Annotated in this window: 17 protein-coding genes, 1 tRNA gene and 3 pseudogenes; 5 read left to right on the forward strand and 16 right to left on the reverse strand. The window is 29.5% G+C overall.

From position 1 onward, the window contains the following. Positions 1-6 precede the first annotated feature (6 nt). On the forward strand, positions 7-606 hold the full coding sequence (locus tag L8V77_RS00585) for a SoxW family protein (RefSeq protein WP_263706205.1): 600 nt from the start codon (positions 7-9) through the stop codon (positions 604-606). Positions 607-615: 9 nt separating this feature from the next. Next, positions 616-3,315, forward strand: a complete 2,700-nt coding sequence (gene ccsA / locus L8V77_RS00590; protein WP_263706206.1) for a cytochrome c biogenesis protein — start codon at positions 616-618, stop codon at positions 3,313-3,315. A 1-nt stretch (position 3,316) separates the two neighbouring features. On the opposite strand, the gene L8V77_RS00595 is transcribed toward ccsA, so the two are convergent. From L8V77_RS00595 to L8V77_RS00640, 10 genes are all read right to left on the reverse strand, one after another. Continuing rightward, positions 3,317-3,541 carry a hypothetical protein gene (locus L8V77_RS00595; protein WP_039618362.1) on the reverse strand — a complete coding sequence of 75 codons (225 nt, stop codon included), beginning with the start codon at positions 3,539-3,541 and terminating at the stop codon, positions 3,317-3,319. Continuing rightward, positions 3,534-4,493, reverse strand: a complete 960-nt coding sequence (gene lpxD / locus L8V77_RS00600; protein WP_263706208.1) for a UDP-3-O-(3-hydroxymyristoyl)glucosamine N-acyltransferase — start codon at positions 4,491-4,493, stop codon at positions 3,534-3,536. Before lpxD ends, L8V77_RS00595 begins: the two co-directional genes overlap by 8 nt. Further along, positions 4,490-4,957 carry an acetolactate synthase small subunit gene (gene ilvN, locus L8V77_RS00605; protein WP_263706209.1) on the reverse strand — a complete coding sequence of 156 codons (468 nt, stop codon included), beginning with the start codon at positions 4,955-4,957 and terminating at the stop codon, positions 4,490-4,492. The genes lpxD and ilvN overlap by 4 nt, the downstream gene beginning before the upstream one ends. After that, positions 4,954-6,663, reverse strand: a complete 1,710-nt coding sequence (locus L8V77_RS00610) for an acetolactate synthase large subunit (RefSeq protein WP_263706211.1) — start codon at positions 6,661-6,663, stop codon at positions 4,954-4,956. Before L8V77_RS00610 ends, ilvN begins: the two co-directional genes overlap by 4 nt. Before the next feature lie 83 nt (positions 6,664-6,746). Continuing rightward, positions 6,747-7,304 carry a 2-oxoglutarate:acceptor oxidoreductase, gamma subunit gene (locus tag L8V77_RS00615; protein WP_039626146.1) on the reverse strand — a complete coding sequence of 186 codons (558 nt, stop codon included), beginning with the start codon at positions 7,302-7,304 and terminating at the stop codon, positions 6,747-6,749. Continuing rightward, on the reverse strand, positions 7,301-8,146 hold the full coding sequence (locus tag L8V77_RS00620) for a 2-oxoglutarate ferredoxin oxidoreductase subunit beta (protein WP_087700040.1): 846 nt from the start codon (positions 8,144-8,146) through the stop codon (positions 7,301-7,303). Before L8V77_RS00620 ends, L8V77_RS00615 begins: the two co-directional genes overlap by 4 nt. 1 nt (position 8,147) lies before the next feature. Further along, positions 8,148-9,272: a 2-oxoglutarate synthase subunit alpha gene (locus L8V77_RS00625; protein WP_263706214.1), complete on the reverse strand. Its 1,125-nt coding sequence runs from the start codon at positions 9,270-9,272 to the stop codon at positions 8,148-8,150. A gap of 8 nt (positions 9,273-9,280) precedes the next feature. Continuing rightward, complete coding sequence (locus L8V77_RS00630; RefSeq protein WP_039668439.1) at positions 9,281-9,595, reverse strand: 2-oxoglutarate:acceptor oxidoreductase, delta subunit; 315 nt, start codon at positions 9,593-9,595, stop codon at positions 9,281-9,283. Positions 9,596-9,766: 171 nt separating this feature from the next. Continuing rightward, the gene (locus tag L8V77_RS00635) at positions 9,767-10,663 is read right to left on the reverse strand and encodes a malate dehydrogenase (RefSeq protein ID WP_263706216.1); all 897 of its coding nucleotides are present in this window, start codon (positions 10,661-10,663) and stop codon (positions 9,767-9,769) included. 18 nt (positions 10,664-10,681) lie between these two features. Beyond that, positions 10,682-13,183 (reverse strand): AsmA-like C-terminal domain-containing protein, encoded by a 2,502-nt coding sequence (locus L8V77_RS00640; protein WP_263706217.1) that lies wholly within the window; start codon positions 13,181-13,183, stop codon positions 10,682-10,684. Between L8V77_RS00640 and mltG the strand changes: the two genes are divergently transcribed. Then, positions 13,170-14,123: an endolytic transglycosylase MltG gene (mltG, locus tag L8V77_RS00645; protein WP_263679452.1), complete on the forward strand. Its 954-nt coding sequence runs from the start codon at positions 13,170-13,172 to the stop codon at positions 14,121-14,123. The two genes, L8V77_RS00640 and mltG, sit on opposite strands and share 14 nt — an antisense overlap. On the opposite strand, the pseudogene L8V77_RS00650 reads toward mltG, so the two are convergent. Then, a pseudogene (locus L8V77_RS00650) lies at positions 14,124-16,052 on the reverse strand (DNA translocase FtsK); the annotation flags it as partial. It abuts the gene before it with no gap. Positions 16,053-17,005: 953 nt separating this feature from the next. Then, positions 17,006-19,228, reverse strand: a complete 2,223-nt coding sequence (gene flgL / locus L8V77_RS00655; RefSeq protein ID WP_263706218.1) for a flagellar hook-associated protein FlgL — start codon at positions 19,226-19,228, stop codon at positions 17,006-17,008. A gap of 158 nt (positions 19,229-19,386) precedes the next feature. Between flgL and L8V77_RS00660 the strand changes: the two genes are divergently transcribed. Next, positions 19,387-19,473: transfer RNA gene (locus L8V77_RS00660), tRNA-Leu, on the forward strand. Positions 19,474-19,578: 105 nt separating this feature from the next. Here L8V77_RS00660 and L8V77_RS00665 read toward each other — a convergent pair. From L8V77_RS00665 to L8V77_RS00680, 4 genes and pseudogenes are all read right to left on the reverse strand, one after another. Continuing rightward, positions 19,579-19,872: a hypothetical protein gene (locus L8V77_RS00665; RefSeq protein WP_263706219.1), complete on the reverse strand. Its 294-nt coding sequence runs from the start codon at positions 19,870-19,872 to the stop codon at positions 19,579-19,581. A 560-nt stretch (positions 19,873-20,432) separates the two neighbouring features. Continuing rightward, positions 20,433-20,579 (reverse strand): hypothetical protein, encoded by a 147-nt coding sequence (locus L8V77_RS00670; RefSeq protein ID WP_263706220.1) that lies wholly within the window; start codon positions 20,577-20,579, stop codon positions 20,433-20,435. 78 nt (positions 20,580-20,657) lie between these two features. Next, a pseudogene (gene traN / locus L8V77_RS00675) lies at positions 20,658-20,744 on the reverse strand (conjugal transfer protein TraN); the annotation flags it as partial. A 493-nt stretch (positions 20,745-21,237) separates the two neighbouring features. Continuing rightward, positions 21,238-21,614: pseudogene (locus tag L8V77_RS00680) on the reverse strand (hypothetical protein). A 539-nt stretch (positions 21,615-22,153) separates the two neighbouring features. Here L8V77_RS00680 and L8V77_RS00685 point away from each other — a divergent pair. Then, entirely contained in the window at positions 22,154-23,074 is a 921-nt protein-coding gene (locus L8V77_RS00685; protein ID WP_263664290.1) for a helix-turn-helix transcriptional regulator, read from the forward strand. Positions 23,075-23,120: the final 46 nt, after the last annotated feature.

The following is a 23,120-nucleotide window of genomic DNA, read 5'->3' on the forward strand; positions in this document are numbered from 1 at the left end:
TTTTAAATGTTTAAAACAATACTCACACTTAGTTTTTTAAGTATTTTTTTTATAGCTTGTTCTAATGAAGAAAAACTTGATTCTAATTTAATCTCAAGTGGCACACAATTTTCTAAAGAAAATTTGCAAAAAGCAAATGATTTAGATAAAAAATCTTATGAAGAAATAGCTCATTTATTTAAAGATAATACAAATATAAAAAGTGATGATAAAAATATTTTAATCATTTTTAGCGCAAATCACTGCCTTTATTGTGATAAATTAAAAGAAGAAATTAAAAATGATAAAAAAATACAAGAACTTATAAAAGAAAAATACAGCTCATATTATATAAATATAAGCTATAAAAAAATTCATACATTTTATAAAAACCATAAAAGTGACTTAAGTACAGCTGAACTTTCTAGTATTTATAATATAGTAGCCACCCCTACCATTGTAATTTTAAACAAAAACAGCCAAACTTTGCTAAATTATCCTGGTTTTATTAGCGCAAAAAGATTAAGCGCTACAATGGAGTTTTTAAACCAAAAAGAAAATCAAAATTTAGATGAAGCAGCCATAGCGCAAAAACTTATACATTTTTATAAAGAAAATAATATTTAAGGGTTAAAAATGCAGTATTTTTTTTCTTTTGCAATGAGTTTTTTGCTAATGAGTATATACGCCATAGCTTGTGCTGTGGCGACCTTTATAGAAAATGATTTTGGTATTAGCGCGGCTAAAGCTTTGATTTATAATAATGCTTGGTTTGATATGTTACATTTATTACTAGGTTTAAATTTAATCGGAGTAATATTTTATAACAAGCTTTTTCAAAAGAAAAAATACTCTATCTTGCTTTTACATTTATCTTTTATAGTGATTTTAATCGGTGCTGGACTTACTAGATATTTTGGCTTAGAAGGTGGAATGCATATAAGAGAAAATCAAAGCTCTAACACCATAGTTACTAGGGAAGAATTTATAAAAATTACTGATTTTGATACTAATGCTAGTTTTGAATTTCCTATTAGCTTTACCCCGCTAACTCAAAAGCATTTTGAAAAAACTATAGACTTAAATGGTGAAAAATTAATCATAAGCTCCATCAAATACACTCCGCAAAAAGATTCTATTACACCTGCTAGCTTAAAATTAAACATTAATTATCAAAAAGCAAATACACAAATAATCTTAAATCCAAATTTTACAAACAAACAAGCAATGCATTTTAACTTACAGGGAAAAGATTTTACTATCAATTGGGGGCCTAAAGAAATCAAACTTCCTTTTGCATTACACTTAAAAGATTTTATACTAGAGCGTTATTTAGGCTCTATGAGTCCATCTTCTTATACTTCAAAAATTCAAATCATAGATAAGCAAAACAATATTGAGTTAGATTATGATATTTTTATGAATAATGTTCTTGATTATGGTGGATATAGATTTTTTCAAAGTTCTTATGATCAAGATGAGCAAGGCACTATACTCTCAGTCAATAAAGATCCTGGTAAAATCCCTACTTATATAGGTTATACTTTATTGATTTTGGGATTTTTATGGGTTTTATTTGACAAAAACTCAAGATTTCATCGTTTAAGCATTTATTTAAAAAAAGGCCAAAGTTTTGTATTGTTTATTTTGCTTTTTGCAAATTTACAAACTTCGCTTTTTGCACAAGAAAATAAAAATGAAATTTTAAATTTAATCTCAAATTTGCAAAAAAATTCCTATGAACATTCTTTAAATTTTGCAAGATTACTTGTGCAAGATCATAATGGTAGAATCAAACCTTTAGATACTTTGGCAATGGAATTTGTTTATAAAATCACTCAAAAAGAAAAATTTTTAAATCTTCACTATGATCAAATTTTTCTAGCAATGATGATTTATCCTAAAGAATTTAGAAAAATCAAAATGATAGCTACAAAAACAAGCAAGCTAAGAGAATTAATAGGCGCAGATATAAATGAAAAATACATAGCATTTGATAATGTGTTTGATAATGGAGTATATAAACTTAGTAATTATGTTGAGGAAGCTAACCGCAAAAAGCCCTCACTAAGAACTAACTTCGATAAAGATTTGCTAGCCTTAGATGAAAAAATAAATCATGCATATTATATTTATAGCGGTCAAGCTTTAACTATTTTTCCTGATATTAATGAGCAAAGTTTAAAGTGGTATTCTCCGGTGCAAATTTTACCTTTTGCAAAAGAAGATGTAGAGCGTTTACAAATGCTTTTAGTTAGCTATTTTTTACAAGTTCGCAATGGTGTTGAAAATAATCAATGGCAAGATGCAAATGAATTTTTGCAATCTTTAAAAGATTTTCAAAATCACTATGGAAGTAGTGTTTTACCGCCAAAAGAAAGATTAGATCTTGAAATACTGCTTAATCATTATAATATCTTTGATAATCTAACTTTTGTTTATATTAGCTTTGCATTAGTGTTTTTCTTTTTAAGTTTTTATACTATATTAAAAAATATCTCTTTGTCGACTTTTGTATATAGATTTTTTTACATCATTTTAAGCATGTGTGTAATCATACATGCACTAGCTTTAATCATTCGTTGGTATGTAGGTGGGCATGCTCCTTGGAGTAATGCTTATGAAAGCATGATTTACATAGCTTTTGCTTGTGCGATAAGTGCTGTGATATTTTTTAAGAAATCACTCTTAGCCTTATGTGGTGCGAGCTTTTTAGCAGGCATTTCGCTTTTTGTAGCTCATCTTGGCTTTATGGATCCTCAAATTGGAAATTTAATACCTGTTTTAAAATCATATTGGCTTAATATTCATGTTTCTATTATAACAGCAAGCTATGGATTTTTAGCACTTTGTTTTATTATAGGGATTTTGAGTTTAATTCTTTTTACTTTAAGAGGTAAAAATAAAAATATAGATTTAAATATCACCAAACTACACTGCGTTAATGAAATGTCTATGATAATAGGACTTGCAATGCTTACGATAGGAAATTTTTTAGGCGGAGTTTGGGCTAATGAAAGCTGGGGAAGATATTGGGGTTGGGATCCAAAAGAAACTTGGGCTTTGATTTCTATTGTAGTTTATACCATGGTACTACATTTAAGATTTATTTTCAAAACTTATTTTATTTTTGTTTTTGCAAGTGCTAGTGTTTTAGCCTTTTATAGTATATTAATGACTTATTTTGGAGTAAATTTTTACCTTTCTGGGCTTCATTCTTATGCAAATGGCGACGCCTTCCCTATACCAACTTTTATATATGTTTTGATTGTGCTTAATTTTGTTTTAATTATTAGCGCAGGAAGAAAACGGGATTTAAATACGCCTAGTTTCTAAACTAGGCTTTGCTTTTTTCTATTTCTTGAAGTGCTAGGATAAGATCTTTTAAATTTTCATAAGGAATATGAACTTTCCAATCTATTCCATTTTCCTTTTTTAAAGCCACACCTATACTTAAGACATCATTGCTTCCTATACCATAAGGATTAGAAAGATTACAAAGGCTTATTTCTCCACTTTTACTACCATGTAATTCTATAGTTTTAAATACTTTTTTACTCATGTTTATCCCTAAAAGCTGTGATAATTTTTGCTTGAAATTTTAACCAATCTTTTTGAAGCATGATAGGAAAACCACCATAAACCCTAGCACCTTCTAAATTTTTAGTGACCCCGCCTCTTGCGGCTATGGTTGCAAAATCTCCTATTTCTAAATGCCCGCTTGTAGCACTTTGTCCACCCATAGTGACATTTTTACCTAAAATACTTGAACCTGAAATTCCACTTTGAGCTACTATAAGACAATTCTCCCCTACTTCACAATTATGCCCTACTTGAACAAGATTATCAATCTTTGTGCCTTGCTTTATGATAGTGCTTTCAAAAACTGCTCTATCAATAGTCGTACAAGCTCCAACTTCTACAAAATCTTCTAAAATAACATTTCCATTATGATAAATCTTATAATGCTCGCCATTTTTTGTATGCGCATAACCAAAACCATCACTACCTATAACACAATTTGCCAGCAAATGGCATTTTTTACCTATTTTAGTGTCATTATAAATCACAGCATTTGGATGGATTATAGTATATTCACCTATACTTACATTATCGCCTATATAAGCACCTGCCATTATCACTACATGATCAGCTATTTGGACATTTTCGCCTATATAAACATTTGGCATAATCTTAGCACTTTTAGCGATTTTAGAATTTTTCTTTTCACTAGAGATTAAAGGTTTAGCAAAAAGCTTACTTAAAAGCGCAAAAGATAAATGTGGGTTATCAACGACTAACTTAATGCAATCTTTTGAAACTAAATTTTCAAATTCTTTTGAGATTAATATAGCCCCAGCTCCACTACTTGCGATTTTTTTAGAGTTTTTTTCTCCATCACAATAACTAAGTTCAGTAAAACTTGCATTATTTAACGAATTTAAAGCTGTAATTTCTATATCTTCTCCACAATATTCTATACCTAAAAATTTAGCAATTTCACTAATTTTCATTTTACCTCCATTAAAATAGAACCACTTCTAACTACACTAATAGGATTATACTTTTTCATAGTTTTTAAAAAGTTATCGATATTTTTTGCATCATCACTTGCCATTACTATAATAAACTCATCATCACTATAAGTCACACTGCCATTATAAGTTTTTAATATAGCATCTAAGCCTGCAAAATTTTCATTTAAAGCAATCTTTACCAAAGCTGTTTCTTTTTCTATAAAATCACTAGAATCAATTACCTTATAAGTAGGTATGAGTTTATGAAGTTGTTTAATAATTTGCTCAAAAACTTTTTCATCGCCTAAAGTAACGATATTTATCCTTGAGAATTCTTTATCATCAAGTGGTGCAACTGTAAGAGACTCTATATTATAACCACGCCCCGAAAAAAGCCCAACAACGCGTGATAATACCCCATGCTCATTTAATACAATGACAGAAATTACTCTTCTTTTCATTTTTTATCCTTGTTTTTATAGCTAGGTAAAATCATATTATAAATAGCTCCACCTGCAGGCACCATAGGTAATACATCTTCATAACGATCTATAGCCACATTTAAAATGTAAGTTTTTTTAGATTCTAAGGCTGCTTTGAAAGCTTTTTGAAATTCTTCTTTGTTAGAGACATTACAACCCTCGCAATGAAAACCTTTAGCAATAGTAATAAAATCAGGTTGACTTGTTAAATCTGTATTAGAAAATCTTTCTTTATAAAACATACTTTGCCATTGTCTTACCATACCTAAAAAAGAATTATTTAAAACAATATTAATCACTTTAATTCCATAAGCACTTGCTGTCATTAGCTCTTGTATATTCATTAAAAAAGAACCATCGCCTACGAAATTTACCACCACTTCTTCACCCACAGCTAATTTAGCTCCAAGTGCAGCTGGTAAAGAATAACCCATAGTTCCTTGCCCACCGCTTGTTGCAAGTTGTCTTGCATAATTAAAAGGATAAAATTGTGCTACCCACATTTGATGCTGTCCTACATCAGTAATTATCCTTGCATCAGGAGCTAATCTAGCACATTCTTCTATAACCCATTGAGGTTTTAAAACTTCATCACTATCTTCATAGATTAAAGGATATAACTGCTGATATCTTTGTAAAGTTTTAAACCATTCTTGGTATTTTGTATTATCAAAACTTTCTTTTTTTAATTCTTCTAAGGTATCTAAAATAACACTTTTAATATCCCCAACTATAGGAAAATGCGCTTCGATGATTTTAGAAATAGAGCTTGGATCTATATCAATATGAACGATTTTTGCACCCTTAGCAAACTCACTTGTTTTACCAGTAATCCTATCATCAAACCTAGCACCCACAGCAATAAGTAAATCACACTCACTTAAAGCGATATTTGCACAATAACTCCCATGCATACCTGCCATTTTTAAATTAAGTTCATCATCACTTCTTAAAGTCCCTAGAGCCATCAAAGTTTCAACTGCAGGAATTTGACAAAAATGAATTAATTCTCTTAAATCATCACTAGCATTAGAAGCTACACAACCTCCACCTAGGTAAAATAAAGGTTTTTGAGCATTTTTAATCAAACTTACTAATTTTTTAATTTGCTTAATATTTCCTTTATAGGTTGGCTTGTAAGTTTTCATAGAAATTTCTTTAGGATAATGCCATTCACCTATAGCTGCAGTAACATCTTTAGGTATATCAATATGCACAGGCCCTTTTCTACCTGTTGTTGCAATGTAAAAAGCTTCTTTTAAAATTTTAGGTAATTCTTCAATATTTTTTACTAAATAATTATGTTTTACGCAAGGCCTTGAAATACCTATAGCATCGATTTCTTGAAAAGCATCGGTTCCTATTAAAGAATTTGCAACTTGAGCTGAAATTAAAACTAAAGGTATAGAATCACTATAAGCAGTAGCCAAGCCTGTAACTGTATTGGTAAAACCAGGTCCACTTGTAACTACTGCCACACCAACCTCACCACTCATTCTAGCATAAGCATCAGCACTATGTAAGGCTGCTTGCTCGTGTCTAACTAGGATATGTTTAAAATGAGTTTGCTTATAAATTTCATCATAAATATTTAAAGCCGCACCACCAGGATAACCAAAAACTACTTTAACATTTTCTTCTTTTAATGCTTCACAAATCATTTGCGAGCCATTTAGCTCTTTCATTATTTTACCTTTTTGCTTAAAATGGAAAATATTATAACGATAATTTAATAAATATTATTTTATAAGGAGAGTTTCTTGAAAAATCAAGAAACTACTTGTGCTTTTTTAGCGTATTCTATACCTAAATCAAAAGCTTTTGCATTTGCTTCTTTAGTTTTTGCAGGTACCATATCAAGCATAGTTTGTTTTAATGCATCAATATCAATACATTTGCTCATATAAGCAGCTATAGCTAAAGCAACAACTGATTGAGTGGCTACATTCCCTACTTCTTCTTTAGCTATAGTAATAATAGGAATTTCAAAAATTTTCCATCTAGCATAATCTTCTTTGCTTGGATGAACTAAATTTGGCTCTACAACTATAACACCGCCATCACAAACACCATCTTTGAAACTATGATAACCCTTATCAGCAGTTGAAAGCATAAAACTAACTTCACCTTCTACTGCATAAGGAAAAAAGATTTCACTTTCATCAATGATAATATCAACCTTAGTTGGTCCACCTCTAACTTGAGAAGTATAAGTAGAAGCTTTAAAAGCATTGCGTCCTTCTTTAATGGCAGCTTTAGCTAAAATTTCACCTGCAGTGATAACCCCTTGTCCACCTTCGCCGCAAAATCTTAATTGATATTTCATTTTAATGCTCCTAAATCAACCATTCTTTTTTCTTTTAAAGCTCTTCTAACTTCTTCATAAGCCTCACAATATTCTGCCTTGCTTTCATCTTGATGCAAAATTCCTGTAGGAAATTTATCTGCTCTTTGTTCATAGTCTAATTGTTCAAATTTAGACTTTTCAACACAACGATTTTTAATCCAATCAAGCATACTTACAGCTTCGCCCATTTTATTTTTTCTACCAAGATTAATATGGCAGTTTGAAAATACATCTACAAAACTATAACCTTTGTGTGATAAGGCTTTAAAAATGATATTTTCAAGTTTATTTGCTTCAATAACATTTGTTCTTGCTACAAAAGAAGCCCCAGCAGCTTTAGTAAGTTCACAAGCGTCAAAATTTGGATCTATATTACCTGCTTGAGCAGTAACAGTGTAAAAGCCTTGTGGGGTAGTTGGTGAAGTTTGTGAGTTTGTAAGACCATAAATAAAATTATTGATTAAAATATGAGTTAAATCTATATTTCTTCTACATCCATGGATAGTGTGATTTCCACCAATTGCTAAAGTATCACCATCCCCACTTACTACGATTACATGTTTTTTAGGATTTGCCAGTTTAATCCCTGTTGCATAAGCAATAGCTCTACCATGGGTAGTATGCACTGTATTACAATTTACATAAGAACTCATTCTACCACTACAACCTATACCAGAAACTAAGCAAACATCATCCATATTCCAACCAAGTTTTTGAATAGCCCTAATAATAGCTTTTAAAACAACTCCATCCCCACAACCCCAGCACCATTGTGTTGGAAGTTTATCCACTCTTAAATATTCATCGTAATTAAAAGCCATTTTACATATTCTCCTTTACTTTAGCAATAATTTCACTTGGGGTTATAGGGCGACCATTTGCACGGTGTAAGCTAATAAAATCATCTCTTTTGCTTACTCTTTGAATTTCTTCTAAATATTGCCCCATATTAAGCTCGCTAACCATAACTTTTTCAAATTTAGATACCACTTGAGCTATTTTTTTCTCAGCTACTGGATAAAGCGTGATAGGTCTAAAAAGCCCTACTTTTACACCCTCTTCTCTAAGTCTTAAAATAGCTTCTTTAGCAGATCTTGCAACGCTTCCATAAGCAATGATTAAAAACTGCGCATCATCACACATAAACTCTTCATAAGTACAAATTTCATCGGTATTATTTTTAATCTTACCAAACAATCTTTTCATATTTTTATCTACTATCGCTCCATCTTCGGTTGGAAAACCTATATCTCCATGATGAAGTCCTGTGATATGATAACGATAACCTTCAAAGAAAGGATTTAGTGTAGCAGCTTCATTTTCCCCTGCCGCATAAGGTTTATAATCTTTTTTATCTCCTGTAAATTTTTTACGGTTAATAATTTCTAATTCTTCTAAATCAGGTAATTTAGCCTTACCATTCATATGTCCTATGGTTTCATCTAAAAGCAAAAATACCGGAGTCATGTATTTTTCAGCTAAATTAAAAGCTCTAATAGTTTCAGTGTAAGCTTCCTCTAATGAAGCAGGAGCTAAAGCTATACTTGCATAATCTCCATGTGTTGGAGCTTTTGCTTGAAACAAATCTCCTTGTGCAACTCTTGTTGGAAGACCAGTGGATGGACCACCTCTCATAACATTTACAATTACTAGTGGAATTTCAGCTATAAAACCCAAACCAATTTGCTCAGCTTTTAAAGAAATTCCAGGTCCACTACTTGCTGTCATAGACTTAACACCACTCATAGAAGCACCCAAAGCCACACTAATACCTGAAATTTCATCTTCCATTTGTATAAAAGTACCATCATTTTTTGGTAGCATATGGCTTAATTCATGTGCTATTTCAGAACTCGGGGTAATTGGATAACCACCAAAAAATTTACAGCCACAATCAATCGCAGCTTTTGCTACTAAAACATTACCTGTTGATATCACTTCTCTCATTGCTTTTCCTATGCGTTTAATTTTTTATATTTATTTTCTTTAACAGCTTGTGCTCTTTCTTTGGCTTCTGGCGTAAGCTTTGCAAATTTAAACTCATCTCTTTTTGCAACAAAAATTGCAAAATCAGGGCAGTGACTTTCACATTCACTACAGCCTATACAAGAATCAGGATGAACCACTTCTATCATCTGTCCTAAAACTGCACTGATTTCATCTCTCATTGCTAAAACTCCAGCTGGACAATAGCTAACACAGATATTACAAGCTTTACATCTTGCTTCATCAACCCAAACCGGTGTATTTTCTGGGGCTACCATTAAAATTCCTTTCTAATTTTTTGTTATTTTTAATGATTTTTTATCAAAAGTTATTTTTAAAACAAACTTTTTATTATAGCGAATTTATAGCATGAGTAAATATTATTTAAAATATAAAGTAAAACAAATAGGTATTTATAACGCAAAGTAACATTAGGAGTAAAAAACTCCTAAAAATTATTTATAATTATATTGAATGAGAGAATTTTCTAATGCAATTTGTTCTTGATCGTCTAATTTTAACTCCAAAATTTCAAGCACCCCATCAAGACTTATCCTTGCCATAGCACCAAAAGCTTTTTCTTTTATGCCGTATTCTCCATCTAAAATCACACATATTGGTAAAAATTCTCCACTTTTTAAAGCCTCTATCATCCTCACACAAGCACTTGCAGGGGCTAAATATGCTGAAGTTTTTAAATATTTTATAATTTTAGCACCACCTGTTTTAACTTCTTGTTCTATTTGAGCAAGATCATATTCATTTAAAACCTCATTTAATGCTTTGTTTTGAATTTTACTTTGAGATTTTACTAAAACCATGCTATCATTGTGAAAACCTATAAGCTTAGTATCTATATAAGAAGTTTTTATATTTAGTTTTTTACCCACTTCATATTTAAATCTAGCATTATCCAAAACGCCTGCCATAGCAATGATTTTCTTTGATGAAAATAATTTACTTTCATAAAGAGCATCCAGTAAAAAATCTACAGGATTGCTTACTATAATAAACAAAGGATCGTTGTTAAATTTTTTAATATTATTGGCACACTCAAGCATAATTTTAGCATTAATAGCAAAAAGCTCATCCCTACTTTGACCTTCTTTTCTAGCTACTCCCGCACTAAAAACAACCACTTGAGAATCTTTTGAGTGCGCATAATCATCCGTGCAAGTTATTTTAATATCAAAATTAAAAGCAGCTATGCTCTGACTTAATTCCAATTCTCTAGCAAAAAGCAAATCTTTATTAATATCAATCAAAACAAGCTCATCAACCAACTCTCTTAAAATCAAAGCATAAGCAGTACTTACACCAACATTTCCTGCGCCTATGATAGTGATTTTCATTTTTTCTCCTTTTTGCGTTTATTTCACTAAATTAGCTGGTAATTCAAAAATATTTTTAATTAAATGATAAGGAAGTTGCAAGCTTTGTGCAATAAGCTGGGTCTTAAATTCAGGTTCATCCACTGTTCCGCTTAATTTAATTTGTGTACTAATTTGCCTATCTTTGCCCAATATAATTTGATTGATAATTGGAACTTTGGAAATAACCGAACTGGCTGATTTTAGCGTTCTAAGTTCTAACAAACCATCCACTTGATTGCTTCTTAAATTGATTTTAACTTGTCCTAACACATCTGCACTATCACCATTAAAATTAAGTGCGTCTATTTCAAAAAGATCTTTTTTACGATTAAAACTTATACCAGCATTTTCAACACTAAAGCCTTTTTCATTAAAGGTAGGTGCCTTAAATAAAATTAAACTAGGTATGGTATCAATAAAGCTTAAAAGCTGTTGATGAAATTTCAAATCTTTTAAATAAGTATCTTTAAATAAGAACTTACCTTTGAAAAAATCAGTACTATTGCCATCTACATAAAGATTAAACTCACCTTTTTCAAAAACATTTTGACGCATAAAGGTGTTTAGAAAATCATCATCCATTTTTAAAGCTCTAATTTGCATTTGATTTTCTTTAAGCAAAAAGTCAAATTTAGATTCATTTCTATTTGCCCAAGCTTTCACATAATCTTTTTTAATTTTAGCGTCAAATTGATCAAAATCTAAGGTTTTATTAAAATCTTTTAAAATCAAATCTATATTTTTACCACTAATATTATAAGTTGAATTTTCAAGAGTATCTAAAGTGTTTTCTGTATCTTGTTGAGAAATCAATAAATTAATATTATTTAAAGTAATATTTACATCATCATTGCCTTTTTGTGCAAAAATACTACCACTTACACTAGTTAAATTAAAATCATTACCTTTTATTTTTATATTAAAACTATCATATTCATAAGGATTATTATCTTTATAGAGCAAAAATGATTCAAAAGTAGTATTATTAATATCTACATTAAAATCTTGGAAATTTAAAGTATTTAAAGATAATTCCCCATCATGCACTTTATTTTTTTGCATTAATTTAGAATAATTTTTATATTTTGCAAGTTTTTCAACATAAACAGACATACCTTGATCAAAATTTAAAGTTGTGGTAAATTCTTTATTATATAAACTAATATTTTTATCAAAATCAAGGCTTAAATCAAGAAATTTATTTTCCATTTTTAAGCTCTCTTGTGGTAGTTCTAAGTTTGTTATAAAGGTTTTAAAATCACCTTTTTTTTGCTTCAAATCAACACTTGCATTAAAATCACCATTAATCATACTACTTTGCACGCTTGCATTTTGTATATCTAGCTTATCTTTTTTTAAAGTAAGATTTGCTTGAGTTATCTTAAAATCACTTATATTTATATTTGAATTAATAATATTAAAACTACCATTATAAGTAATTTTCTCAGGATGATCAAAAGGAATTTTCAGTGTTAAATCAGTCTTTGTGACACCATTATTTTGCAAAAATGGTAATTTTATATCATATAAAAGCAAAATTTTATTAACCCTATAATCAGCTCTAGCATTATCACTTTTAATACGTATATAAATTCCTGCTTTTTCATTTAACATATTATCTATATAAATTTGACTTTGAGTTAAATCATAATTATTAAAACGCAAATCATCATAAATAAAATCAAGTCTTTGTTTAGCAAATTCAAGTCTTACAAAAGGACTTACGATAGGATCTATGCCTTTATCTAAAACTACTTTTAAATTATTTACATAACCTTTGGCATTGATATCGTTTAAATAATATCTATGCTTTCCAAAGTCTGCAAAACCGCTTAATTTTTCTATAAAATAAAAATCAGCCTTTACCTTACCACCCACCCAAAGAGCAAGATTAGAAGGCAAATGTACTCCATTTTCTACTAAAATATCAAAAATTTGCGAAATATTATTTGAACTGATATTTTCTAATTCATAAGCAATCTCTTCTCTTTTGAGTGAAAATTTAACATCACTTTTTAAAAAATCACTATCAATTTTACCTTTAAAAGTATAAAATTTTGTCTTAGGATTAATAAGCAAGGAGCCAATTATGCTAAGATTATGATCTTTTAAAAGAAAATTATCAATATTAGCTTGTATATTTTTATCACTAATTTTTAAATTCACTTTTACTAAAAGATTTTTACTGTTTACAAAAAATAAATTATTTTTATAAATTAACTCCACAGGATAGTTATTGACAAACATTTCATCAATATTGATTTCTTGAAAAAACCAATAAATATATTTTACATCTTTAATAAGCTGCACAGCTTTACTTGCGCTAGTTTCATTTTGAGCACTTTGACTTTGAGAATTTACTACGACTTTTTTAGCATTTAAAATGAGTTTTTTATCTAATTTAATATATAATTTCTCTAAATTAATAGAAGAAAATTCTAATTTTTCTATGTAAATTCCATTTTTGAGGTAAATAAACAAAGCAATGAAAAGTATCATAGGTAATGCTAAAAATTTAAGAATTTTTTTAATATGTTGTGACTTGATTTTAATTTTTCTTTTATCCATTTTTTATTATCTACTTTTACCTATAAAAACAAACTCTGTGGTTTTTATACCACAAGGTTCTGTTAGCAAGATTATAACGCAATTAGATAAAAATAACTATAAAATGAGCAGTATCGATAAATATACTTTATATTTTTTGGGCCATCCACAATCTGGCTGGATAAATATAGGCACAAAAGAACTAAATAGAGCTGAATTTTTACATAAGCTTACCGTCGCTAAGGCAGCGCTTGAAACTATTACTTTAATTCCTGGAGAAACGACTGAAATTTTCTTTGAAGAATTAGCACCGAAGTTAAATTTAAATGTTAAAATCTTAATGCAGGAATTTTACAAACAAAGTCCTTTTAAAGAAGGTATGCTTTTTCCTGAAACTTATAAAATTCCAAAAGGTATCACAGAAGAGCTTTTGGTAAAATATCTTTTGGCTTACTCTATAAGTGAATTTAAAAAACTTTCTTATAAAATTTTTAGAGAATATAATGAAAAAAAATGGCATGAGTATATCATCATAGCTTCCATTATACAAAAAGAGGCAGCGAGTAATGAAGAAATGCCTATAGTTTCATCTGTGATTAGAAATCGTTTAAGAAAAGGCATGAAGCTTCAAATGGATGGGACATTAAATTATGGAAAATACTCTCATGAAAAAATCACTCCACAAAGAATAAGATCAGATAATAGTTCTTACAATACTTATAAATTTAATGGCATACCAAAAGAAGCTGTATGTAATGTTTCATTTGAAGCTATTAAGGCAGCTATTTTTCCTGCTAAAACAGAATATTTATACTTTGTAAGAGATAAAAAAACTAATAAGCATATTTTTACCTCTACTTTAAAAGATCATAATAAGGCAATAAGAAATTAATTATAAAATTTCTCTTTGTCCTTTTGCATCAGGTTCGCTTAAAACACCTGTTTGCGAAAGTTGTTCTATGATATTTGCTGCGCGGTTGTAGCCTATTTTCAAACGTCTTTGCAAATAAGAAATACTAGTTTTTCTATCTTCTAAAATCACAGTCTTTGCTTCTTCATAAAGTTCATCTAAATCCCCATCATCAAATTCACTTCTTTTATAAGCTCCATCTTGACTGTCATCTTTTAAAAAACTCTCATCATATTCTACTACTTGTTGAGCTTTTAAAAACTCTACTATATTTTCAATTTCATTTTCGCTTGCAAAAGGTGCGTGCAAACGCACTAAACCACTCATACCAGGAGGAGTAAATAAACAATCTCCACGCCCTAATAAACTTTCAGCTCCCATAGAATCTAAAATAACCTTAGAATCTATCTTTTGTCCTACTTTATAAGAAATTCTACTTGGTAAATTTGCTTTTACAACCCCAGTAACAACATCCACTGAAGGGCGTTGTGTAGCTACGATTAAGTGAATTCCGCTTGCTCTTGCCATTTGCGCTAAACGACCTATATAAAACTCTACATCCTTACCCGCAGTCATCATTAAATCAGCCAACTCATCAATAATCACTACAATAAATGGTAAGATTTCTCCACCTTGTTCTTTGATTTTTTCATTGTAATTTTCTATATTTTTAGTTTTTGCTTCAGCCATCAAACGATACCTGCGTTCCATTTCAGCTACCATATTTGATAAAGCATTTACCGCCTTTTTAGGATCAGTAATTACCGGTGTAAGTAAATGTGGAATATCATTATAAATACTAAATTCAAGCATTTTTGGATCTATCATCATAAGTCTTAAGGTTTTTGGTGAATTTCTATAAAGCAAAGATAAAAGCATAGAGTTAATCCCCACACTTTTACCACTTCCTGTAGTTCCTGCTATTAAAAGATGAGGAAGCTTTTTAAGATCTGTGATGAAAGGATCACCTACTATATCCTTACCTAAAGCTATAGTTAAAGGTGAGCTAGAATTTTTAAATACCTCACTTTCTAAAATTTCTCTTAAGTAAATCGTATCGATTTTTTCATTTGGGACTTCAATTCCTACTACATCTTTACCTGGAATCGGAGCTTGAATTCTTATAGTTTGAGCTTTTAAAGCCATAGCCAAATCATCTTGTAAAGATAAAATTTTACTCACTTTAACATCTGCTGCTGGACGAAATTCAAAAGTAGTTACAACAGGACCTGTGTAAGTTCTAACTACATCGCCACCTATTTTAAAACGTCTTAATTTTTCCAATAAATCATAAATTTTTCTATCGATTTCTTCTTCATTGATTTCACTTTTGCCTTCTTTTGGCATGGTTAAAAAATCTAAAGGTGGTAAAGAAAAATCTTTTGGTTTTTCAAAATTTCCAAAATCAAGATCTTTCAATAAAGCTTTATTTTCACTCACTTCATTAGTGATAGAATGGTGTGTTTTATTTTCTATTACTTCTATTATAGGCTCTTGGGTAATTTCAAATGGAACTTTTTCTTCTTTAACTTCAATTTGCACTTCTTCTACTACAAAAGGACTTTCATAGTTTCTTTTACTTCTTAGCTCTTCTATACTAACAGGCTTAGCAAAATCATCTTCACTAAAATCAAGTTCTTTTACTTCATTTTGCGGAATAAAATCTTCATCTTTAAAATCTTTTACCCCTAAAAAGCTAGTTTTATTTTGAATTTTTTTAAACTCAGCTTCTTTTTGTGCTTCTATAGCATTTAATTCTTCAATTTTTTTAAAATCCTCATTAAGTTCTTCTAAAATTTTTTCTTTTTGTAAAGCTTTATACTCTTCTAGCAATTTAGCTTTTTGCAGCATTTGCTCACGCTCTTTAAGCTCTTTGGCAAATAAAGAATTTTCTTCTATCACTTCTTCTTTGTTTTCATTTAAGTCCATATTACGTCTTTTATAACTTGGCTCATCTAAATTTTTACTTTTTAAAGTTTGAGTATAAATATCTTCACTATTATTTTTATATTTTGATAAATACTCTTCAGGGGTCATTTCATCTTCCTTTATATTTATTTGACTAGCTTTTTGAGCAAAACTTGCAATAGGCTCTGAAAGCTCATGAATATAACTTGAGCTTAATTTTTTATCCTCTTCACTAATTATCACTTCTTCTAATTCTTGATTTTTCAAATCTTCAAGATTGAATTTTTTATTTTCTTGAGTCTCTTGTTTTGATAGATCTTCCTTTTTAATGGACTCTTCTTTTTTCTCTTTGATTAAAAGCTCTTGCTTAAGCTTTTCTTGCTCTTCTTTGGTTTCATTTTCATACTTATCGCCACCAAAAAAGCCAAAAATTTTATTTTTAATTAAAGTTTCGAGTTTTAAATAAAAATCAAAATCAAGATCTATTTTAAACACTTCTTTGATAATTTGCGGAAAAGAAATACTAAAAGCAAAAGTTAAAAGCAAAATCACCAAGATTAAGCTACCTATTTTTCCAAAAAGTCCATCTAAAATCACAAACATAGCAGAAGCTATATAACCTTTATCTTGCAAAAATGCTGAAGCAAAAATAAGCGAAGCAAAAATGCAAGTAAAGATAGCTACACTAAATCTACGCTCAATAAGTTCAAAGTTATAATCATTTTTATATAAAAGATAATTAAACCAAAAAAAGACAAAAGGATAAAATTTAGTCAATGAGCCAAATAAAAAATAGCTAAGTTTTGCTAAAGAGTATCCTATAATACTTACTAAAGCTTGATCAGGTATCAAAGCACTTAGACAAAAATAAAAAATAAAAACATTAGAAATGATAAAAATAGCTTCTTTTTTTATAACACATCCTTTTATAAAGAAAAAAGCTATTATATCAAAAATTATAAGTAGTTTAATAAACTCATTTGAGAAATTTTAGAAGTAGCTGAAAGCATAGCTTGATAAGAAACCATAGTTTGCATAAACATCATATATGTTTGCCCATAATCAGCATCAGTCACTCCGCTTTTTATAGAAGCAACATTAACATTTAAAAAAGTCATTCTTTTGTTTGTTTCTTCTATATTGTTAGTATAAGCTCCTATGGTTGTTTGCATTTTTCTAACATGATCTTGTAAATGATCAATCCTTTCTAATGCGCCTTGTAAACCTGTATTTCTAGGATCACTTCCTTCTGAATCAGCCCTCATACTACCATTTAAAACTGCATCTATCATTTCATCTAAATCTTTAATCAAATCAATATTTGGATCATCGATAGTTAAAGAATTATTTGCACTAAATACAAAACCTGAACCATTGCTTACTTCTCCTGCTGGGGGAAAGCCGCTATTTGAATTTGAATCTTTAATGGTAAGACCTATATTTGTATTAGTTGAAAATTTATCAGTAATACTTATACGACCTTTATAGTCCATACTAACTTCAACAAAACCCTTAGAATCAGCTATGTCTTGTTGGATAGTTTGAAAATCATTATTATTAATAGTTCCGTTTGGATTTGCATTAATAGTTGCTGTAGGAACATTATCGCTTGCAAACATACCTATAATATCATTTAACTGACCATAAGTAATATCTTCAGGTCTTGTTTGCATGCCCACTGAGGTTCCAGTTGCTTCATTATATTGAGAATGAGTAATAGGAAAACTTATGGTTTGACCCGGATTATTTGGATCAGGATAACTTACAGTAGAATTTTCTAAATCAATAGTTACATTATATTTTTGACCACTTCTAGAAGTGATTTCCATTTGAAGTTGTTGGCCATCCATGCTACCATTAGCATTTGCAACGACTTCACTTAATTTTGTACTATCAGTAGCATACTCACTAGTGCCTTTAATCACTTGAGAAACATTTCCAAAAACAGTATTGCCATCTTTTTCAAAAGGCACATCAAAATCAGCTCCATTGGTTTTATTGCCATTGATATTGCTTTTTATAAAGTCTGTTTTGTAAATATCAACAGTAAATTGCTCACCACCAACTTCCACAGTTACTGGACTTTTAGTATTATTTAAATCTCCATTATGCGCTGCTTGCATAATGCGATTGGTAACTTCGTCCATGCCGATGCCTTCTCTTTGAGCAGCCTCACTTAAGGCTTTAATTTGCTCTGCGTCTTGAAGTTGTGGTGTCATGGCAACTGCATGAAAATCTAAAGAACTACTTCCTTCTTTTAAACTCTTTATTTCTATTTGGCCACTATCATTCAATGCGACCTTAACAACTTCATTTCCCTCTGTATTACCATATAGCTTTCCAATATTTTCTAAAACATCTTCAATTTTAGCGTCAGGATCTATATCCAAAGTGGCTTTAAAACTTGTTCCATCGGGTCTAACGCCTTGAATATACATTGATGAGTGTGGAAAAGGAAGTTTATCATCATAACTATCGCCAAAATGCTCGTCCGGCTTAAGTTCTCCATTTTGCACATAATTTTGTCCTATTAAATGCGAAAATTTGGACTCTCCTGTTAAATATTCTTTTTTATCTGGATAGCGAGCATCAGTGAAAGAAACATTTGTTGAAATGATTTTATTTATATTTGAATCAGGTTTAAAAAATAAATCCCAACCAGGTATATTATAAGGAATTTGCGTGCCAGCACCACTAACTACAAAAATATTATCTTTATTGCCAGTATAGTTTCCATATTTATCAAAAGGCATATTAGCACTATTTGATCCTGCAAACAAATACTGCCCATTAATGCTAGTATTGGCAATATTTATAATAGAATCTCTCACAAGTTTAAGTTCTTTCGCTATAGCTTCTCTTGATTCTTGAGAGTTACCATCGCTTGCAGCTTTTGTTAAGAGTGTTTTAAATTTTTCCAAAAGTTCAGTGATATTTTTTAAAGCCGTATCTGTGTTTTTTGCTAATTCCATAGCTGATTGAGTTCCTTCAATTACCTGACCTATATTAGCTAGTTCATATTCTAATCTTGAACCATTAATATAAGTATTGGCATTTTCCCAAGAGTGCTGTATAAGTTGACCTGTTTGTAATTGCAAATTATATTTATTAAGTAAAGACTGACCATCCGTGTAGTTTTGTATAGAAGTGTAGTAAGTATACTGGTTACTAATTCTCATTATATTGCTCCACAAATAAATTTTTTAATTATTTACAAGCAAAAAAAGTTCCAATTTTAAAGATATTTTAATTTACTATATAAATATTTTTATATTGCTTTAATTTTTTTTTAGTATAATTTTACATTCTATATTTTTAATCTAAAATCTTAAAAAAAGCCCGAGTGGTGAAACTGGTAGACGCGCCAGACTCAAAATCTGGTAAGGGCAACCTTGTGTCGGTTCGAGTCCGACCTCGGGCACCATTTGTTTTTTACTCCCAAGTGTTTTTTTGGCAAATTATATTCAAAATATTAAAAAAGAGTTTTTATTTTAATTAACAAATCACACCTGCTAAATCTACCATTTACTTACTTCAACCTCACATTCATAATCATATTAGATAAAAAGATACTATCTTTATCAAAGCTTTTTAAGTTATATTCTAGTTTTAGGTATCTTTTTTGTATATCTTGCATTAAAGTTGAAAGATTGTATAAACTTAAACTTTCTAATATATTTATAAGTTCTATCTTACTTAAAGTATTAAAATCATTTAACAAGCTAAGATAATTACTTATAATAGAAGAAGAATTGATATTATGAAATACAATTTTATTTTTTATATCTTCTTTAATAAAAAATTGATTATTTTTTATATACAAATAATCTTTAAGATGATGATTACTTAATATTTGATTATAAAAACTTAAAGGCTTTCTTTGCTATTTAAGTCAATAAAATTTAAAAATATATTTTCTTTTAATAATATTGTTTTAAGTTTTTAAAAGCTTGATTTATACTAGAAGTATTTTTTAAAGCATAAATGATATTATCATCTTTAGAAATTTTTCTATTTATATTATATTGCAATAAAGGATTTTTATAAAGTGTATCACTATTGATTAAGATATTGATATGAAAAGATTCTTTACTTTTATTAGTTAATTGAAATACTGTGTTAAATAAGTTAAAAAGTTTGTTTGGTATAATTGTATTAAGGGTGCAACGCCAAAGGGGCGCAACCCTTTAGCGTTAATTTACCGCCCAGAAGGGAGGTGAGTTAAATGCTCAACATTGTTCTAATAATTATACTCTTAATGCTTTGCTATGTCAAGGCTTATTGAGCATCCCCTGCTTTTGCAGGGTTTAGAACAATCCCTTTGGCTTTTACCAAAAAACTTTTAACTAAACTCCATCTCCTTTCTATAATTTTATTTTCTTTTTAATTAGTAGGTTTTTTTATTAAATTCTCAAGATTGCTTTCAATCTTTTCTTGTATTTTTATAGAATCAGCTTGTATTTTACCTACATCAATACTTCCAACAATATCAGCAATAAACTCACTTAAATCTATTTCACTAAAATCCAACTTTTGAAATTCTTCTGGAGTAAATCCTCTACAATCAGGACTTTTTGGAGAACCCCAACCTCTTCCAATTTGTGGGCGTCCTTGTTCATTAAATATTCTTGCTAATTTTGAGTTAAAACAACAGTGTGTTTTTTTATGCTGAATACAACCTATGAATTTAATTTTTTTAGAGCAATATTCACCAACTTCTACACATCTATTTTGCTTATTGAGTTTAGCTAGCTTTTTTCATCTTCTTTACAAGGTACAAGCCCTATAAATACTTTATCTTTATCACAGTAACCACCACCAGTTAAACCAAAAAATTTGTCTTTAGAGCGACATCTATTATCTTTTCCATTAAAGATAAAAATTTGTCCTCCACAAGAACCATCATCTTCCCAACCATTATTATTTTCATCATTAATACCAACTTGAGCATCTTCATCTTCGATATGGCTAGTACCCTCTATTGCAAGGAAACGGGGAACATTGATACTTATTATCTGTTAAAACCATCATTGTTAGAATCTATCGCTAAATTATCTCTTAAATTTTGGAATGGTAATTTCAATAAATGATATATTGTCACAACATATACTAAAAATCCAAAAGAAAGTAGTATATTATAATGCAACATAACACTATTTAAAAAATTTTCAACTACATTTTTTATACTTCATTTAATATTTGCACTTTTTGAATTTGTATTTTGGTTAATACTTGTGTTTTGCTCCCACAGCCTATCAAGCATAGCATTAAAATAGTGGTATTAGTTTCATTGCTTTTAGATATATAGTTTTTAACATCATCAATCCTTGTTTTGATTTGATTTTTTTGAGTATTTGCATGAAAGAGTGCTTTTAGCTCTTGTTCGTGTCTTGTTTTCAACTCCTGAGTAATTTTTGTGAGTTCATTGTTTACACTCAAAGCTAAATTTAAATCACTTTGACTTTTTTCTAATTTTGCTTTAGTGTTATCAAGTCTTAGATAAAAATATCCTGCTAAAATTGCCATTAGAGCTAACTTTGTGTTTTTAAATAAAAGATTTATCATTTCTTATTTTAGAAGTTTAAGTAAGATTTGAGTATAATCTAAAAGGGTGGAACACCAAAGGTGGCCGCCTTTGGTGTTAATCAACACTCAGTTAGGTGGTGATTAAATTGAACCATAAAATTCTAGTAATAATTATACTACTTTGTATAATTATAGTCAAGGCTTATTAGCTTTGATTTCCCCTTTAAAAAGGGGAGCTAGAATACCACCTTCGGTCTACTTAAACTTTTATCTCCTTTCTAAAATTTATTTGTGATTTCTAATTTTATATTTGATAAATCTTGTTGATATAGCAAATCATATAATTTTTTACAAGCTTGTCTGCTTTGTCTTATACTTTCATCACTCTTAGTTAAACCTAGTAAAATACAATCTTCTGTATTCTAATAATTATATATTTATCATCTTTTACTCTCAAATATTATTTTCTAAATAAACTTTCATTTCCAAACTATAAGTTTTACAGCGTTTATAAACTAGACTTTATTTGTTTATAAAGCAATTGTTGTTAATATTTTGAAAAAATTTAGAGAAAAATCATGAAAGATCTTAAAAAATACATTGCAAATTCCAAACTAACACGCCTTGAAGTTTTATATGAAAAATTAGTAAAGTCTGAAAATGGCATAACCATAAAAGAACTAGCCCAAGAACTCAATGTAAGCGCTAAAACCATAAAAAGAGATATGCAAGGGGTTTTTGAGCCTATGGGGCTTATTAAAAATGGAAGAAAATGGCGTATTGATACAAGCAAAGACATTCAAGAGCAAGATGATGAAAAAATAATCCTTGAAGTGCTTGATACCATGGCAAAAAGTGCTGGAAACAGCTTTTATGCTAAGGCTCACCCCCTACTTTCTAAGCTTTCTCAAAATATCTCTAACCCCATCCATACTAGTTTAGATGCAGAAAAGCTAGAAGAAAAAGATTTAAGCAATTTTCAAATCCTTGAACAAGCTATCAACACCAAAACACAAATTGTCTTTAAATATGAAAATAAACTTTTCCAAGTAAAACCTTTAAAACTAGCCTTTTTTAGTGGGTTTTGGTATTTGCTTGCTTTTGATATGAAAAAACGTGATATTTTCAAAAAATTTTATTTAAAAAATATCCAAAACATCACCCTAACCCAAGAGCATTTTCAAACCGATGAAAGTTTAGAAGTAAAACTTCAAAGAGTAAATTCTATATGGTTTAGTCTTGATAAGCCTTTTACAGTAAGGCTTTTAGTAGAAGAACCGATACGAAAATACTTTGAAAGAAAGCCTCTAAATTCACAAATCATCACCGGTAAAGACAAAGATGGCTCCATAGAAATAGAGCTTGAGATAACTCATGAAATGGAAATTTTACCTTTGGTGTATTATTACATACCTTATGTAAAGGTTTTAGAACCTGATTTTATAGCAATTAAAGTCAAAGAAGTAGTTGGAGAATACCTTGATCAAATAAGCAAATGATTGCTTATTTGTCAGGATTTTAATACTTCTTTGGCTTTTTTAAAGC

The sequence above is a fragment of the Campylobacter sp. IFREMER_LSEM_CL2127 genome (genome assembly GCF_025771745.1).
Taxonomy (GTDB): domain Bacteria; phylum Campylobacterota; class Campylobacteria; order Campylobacterales; family Campylobacteraceae; genus Campylobacter_D.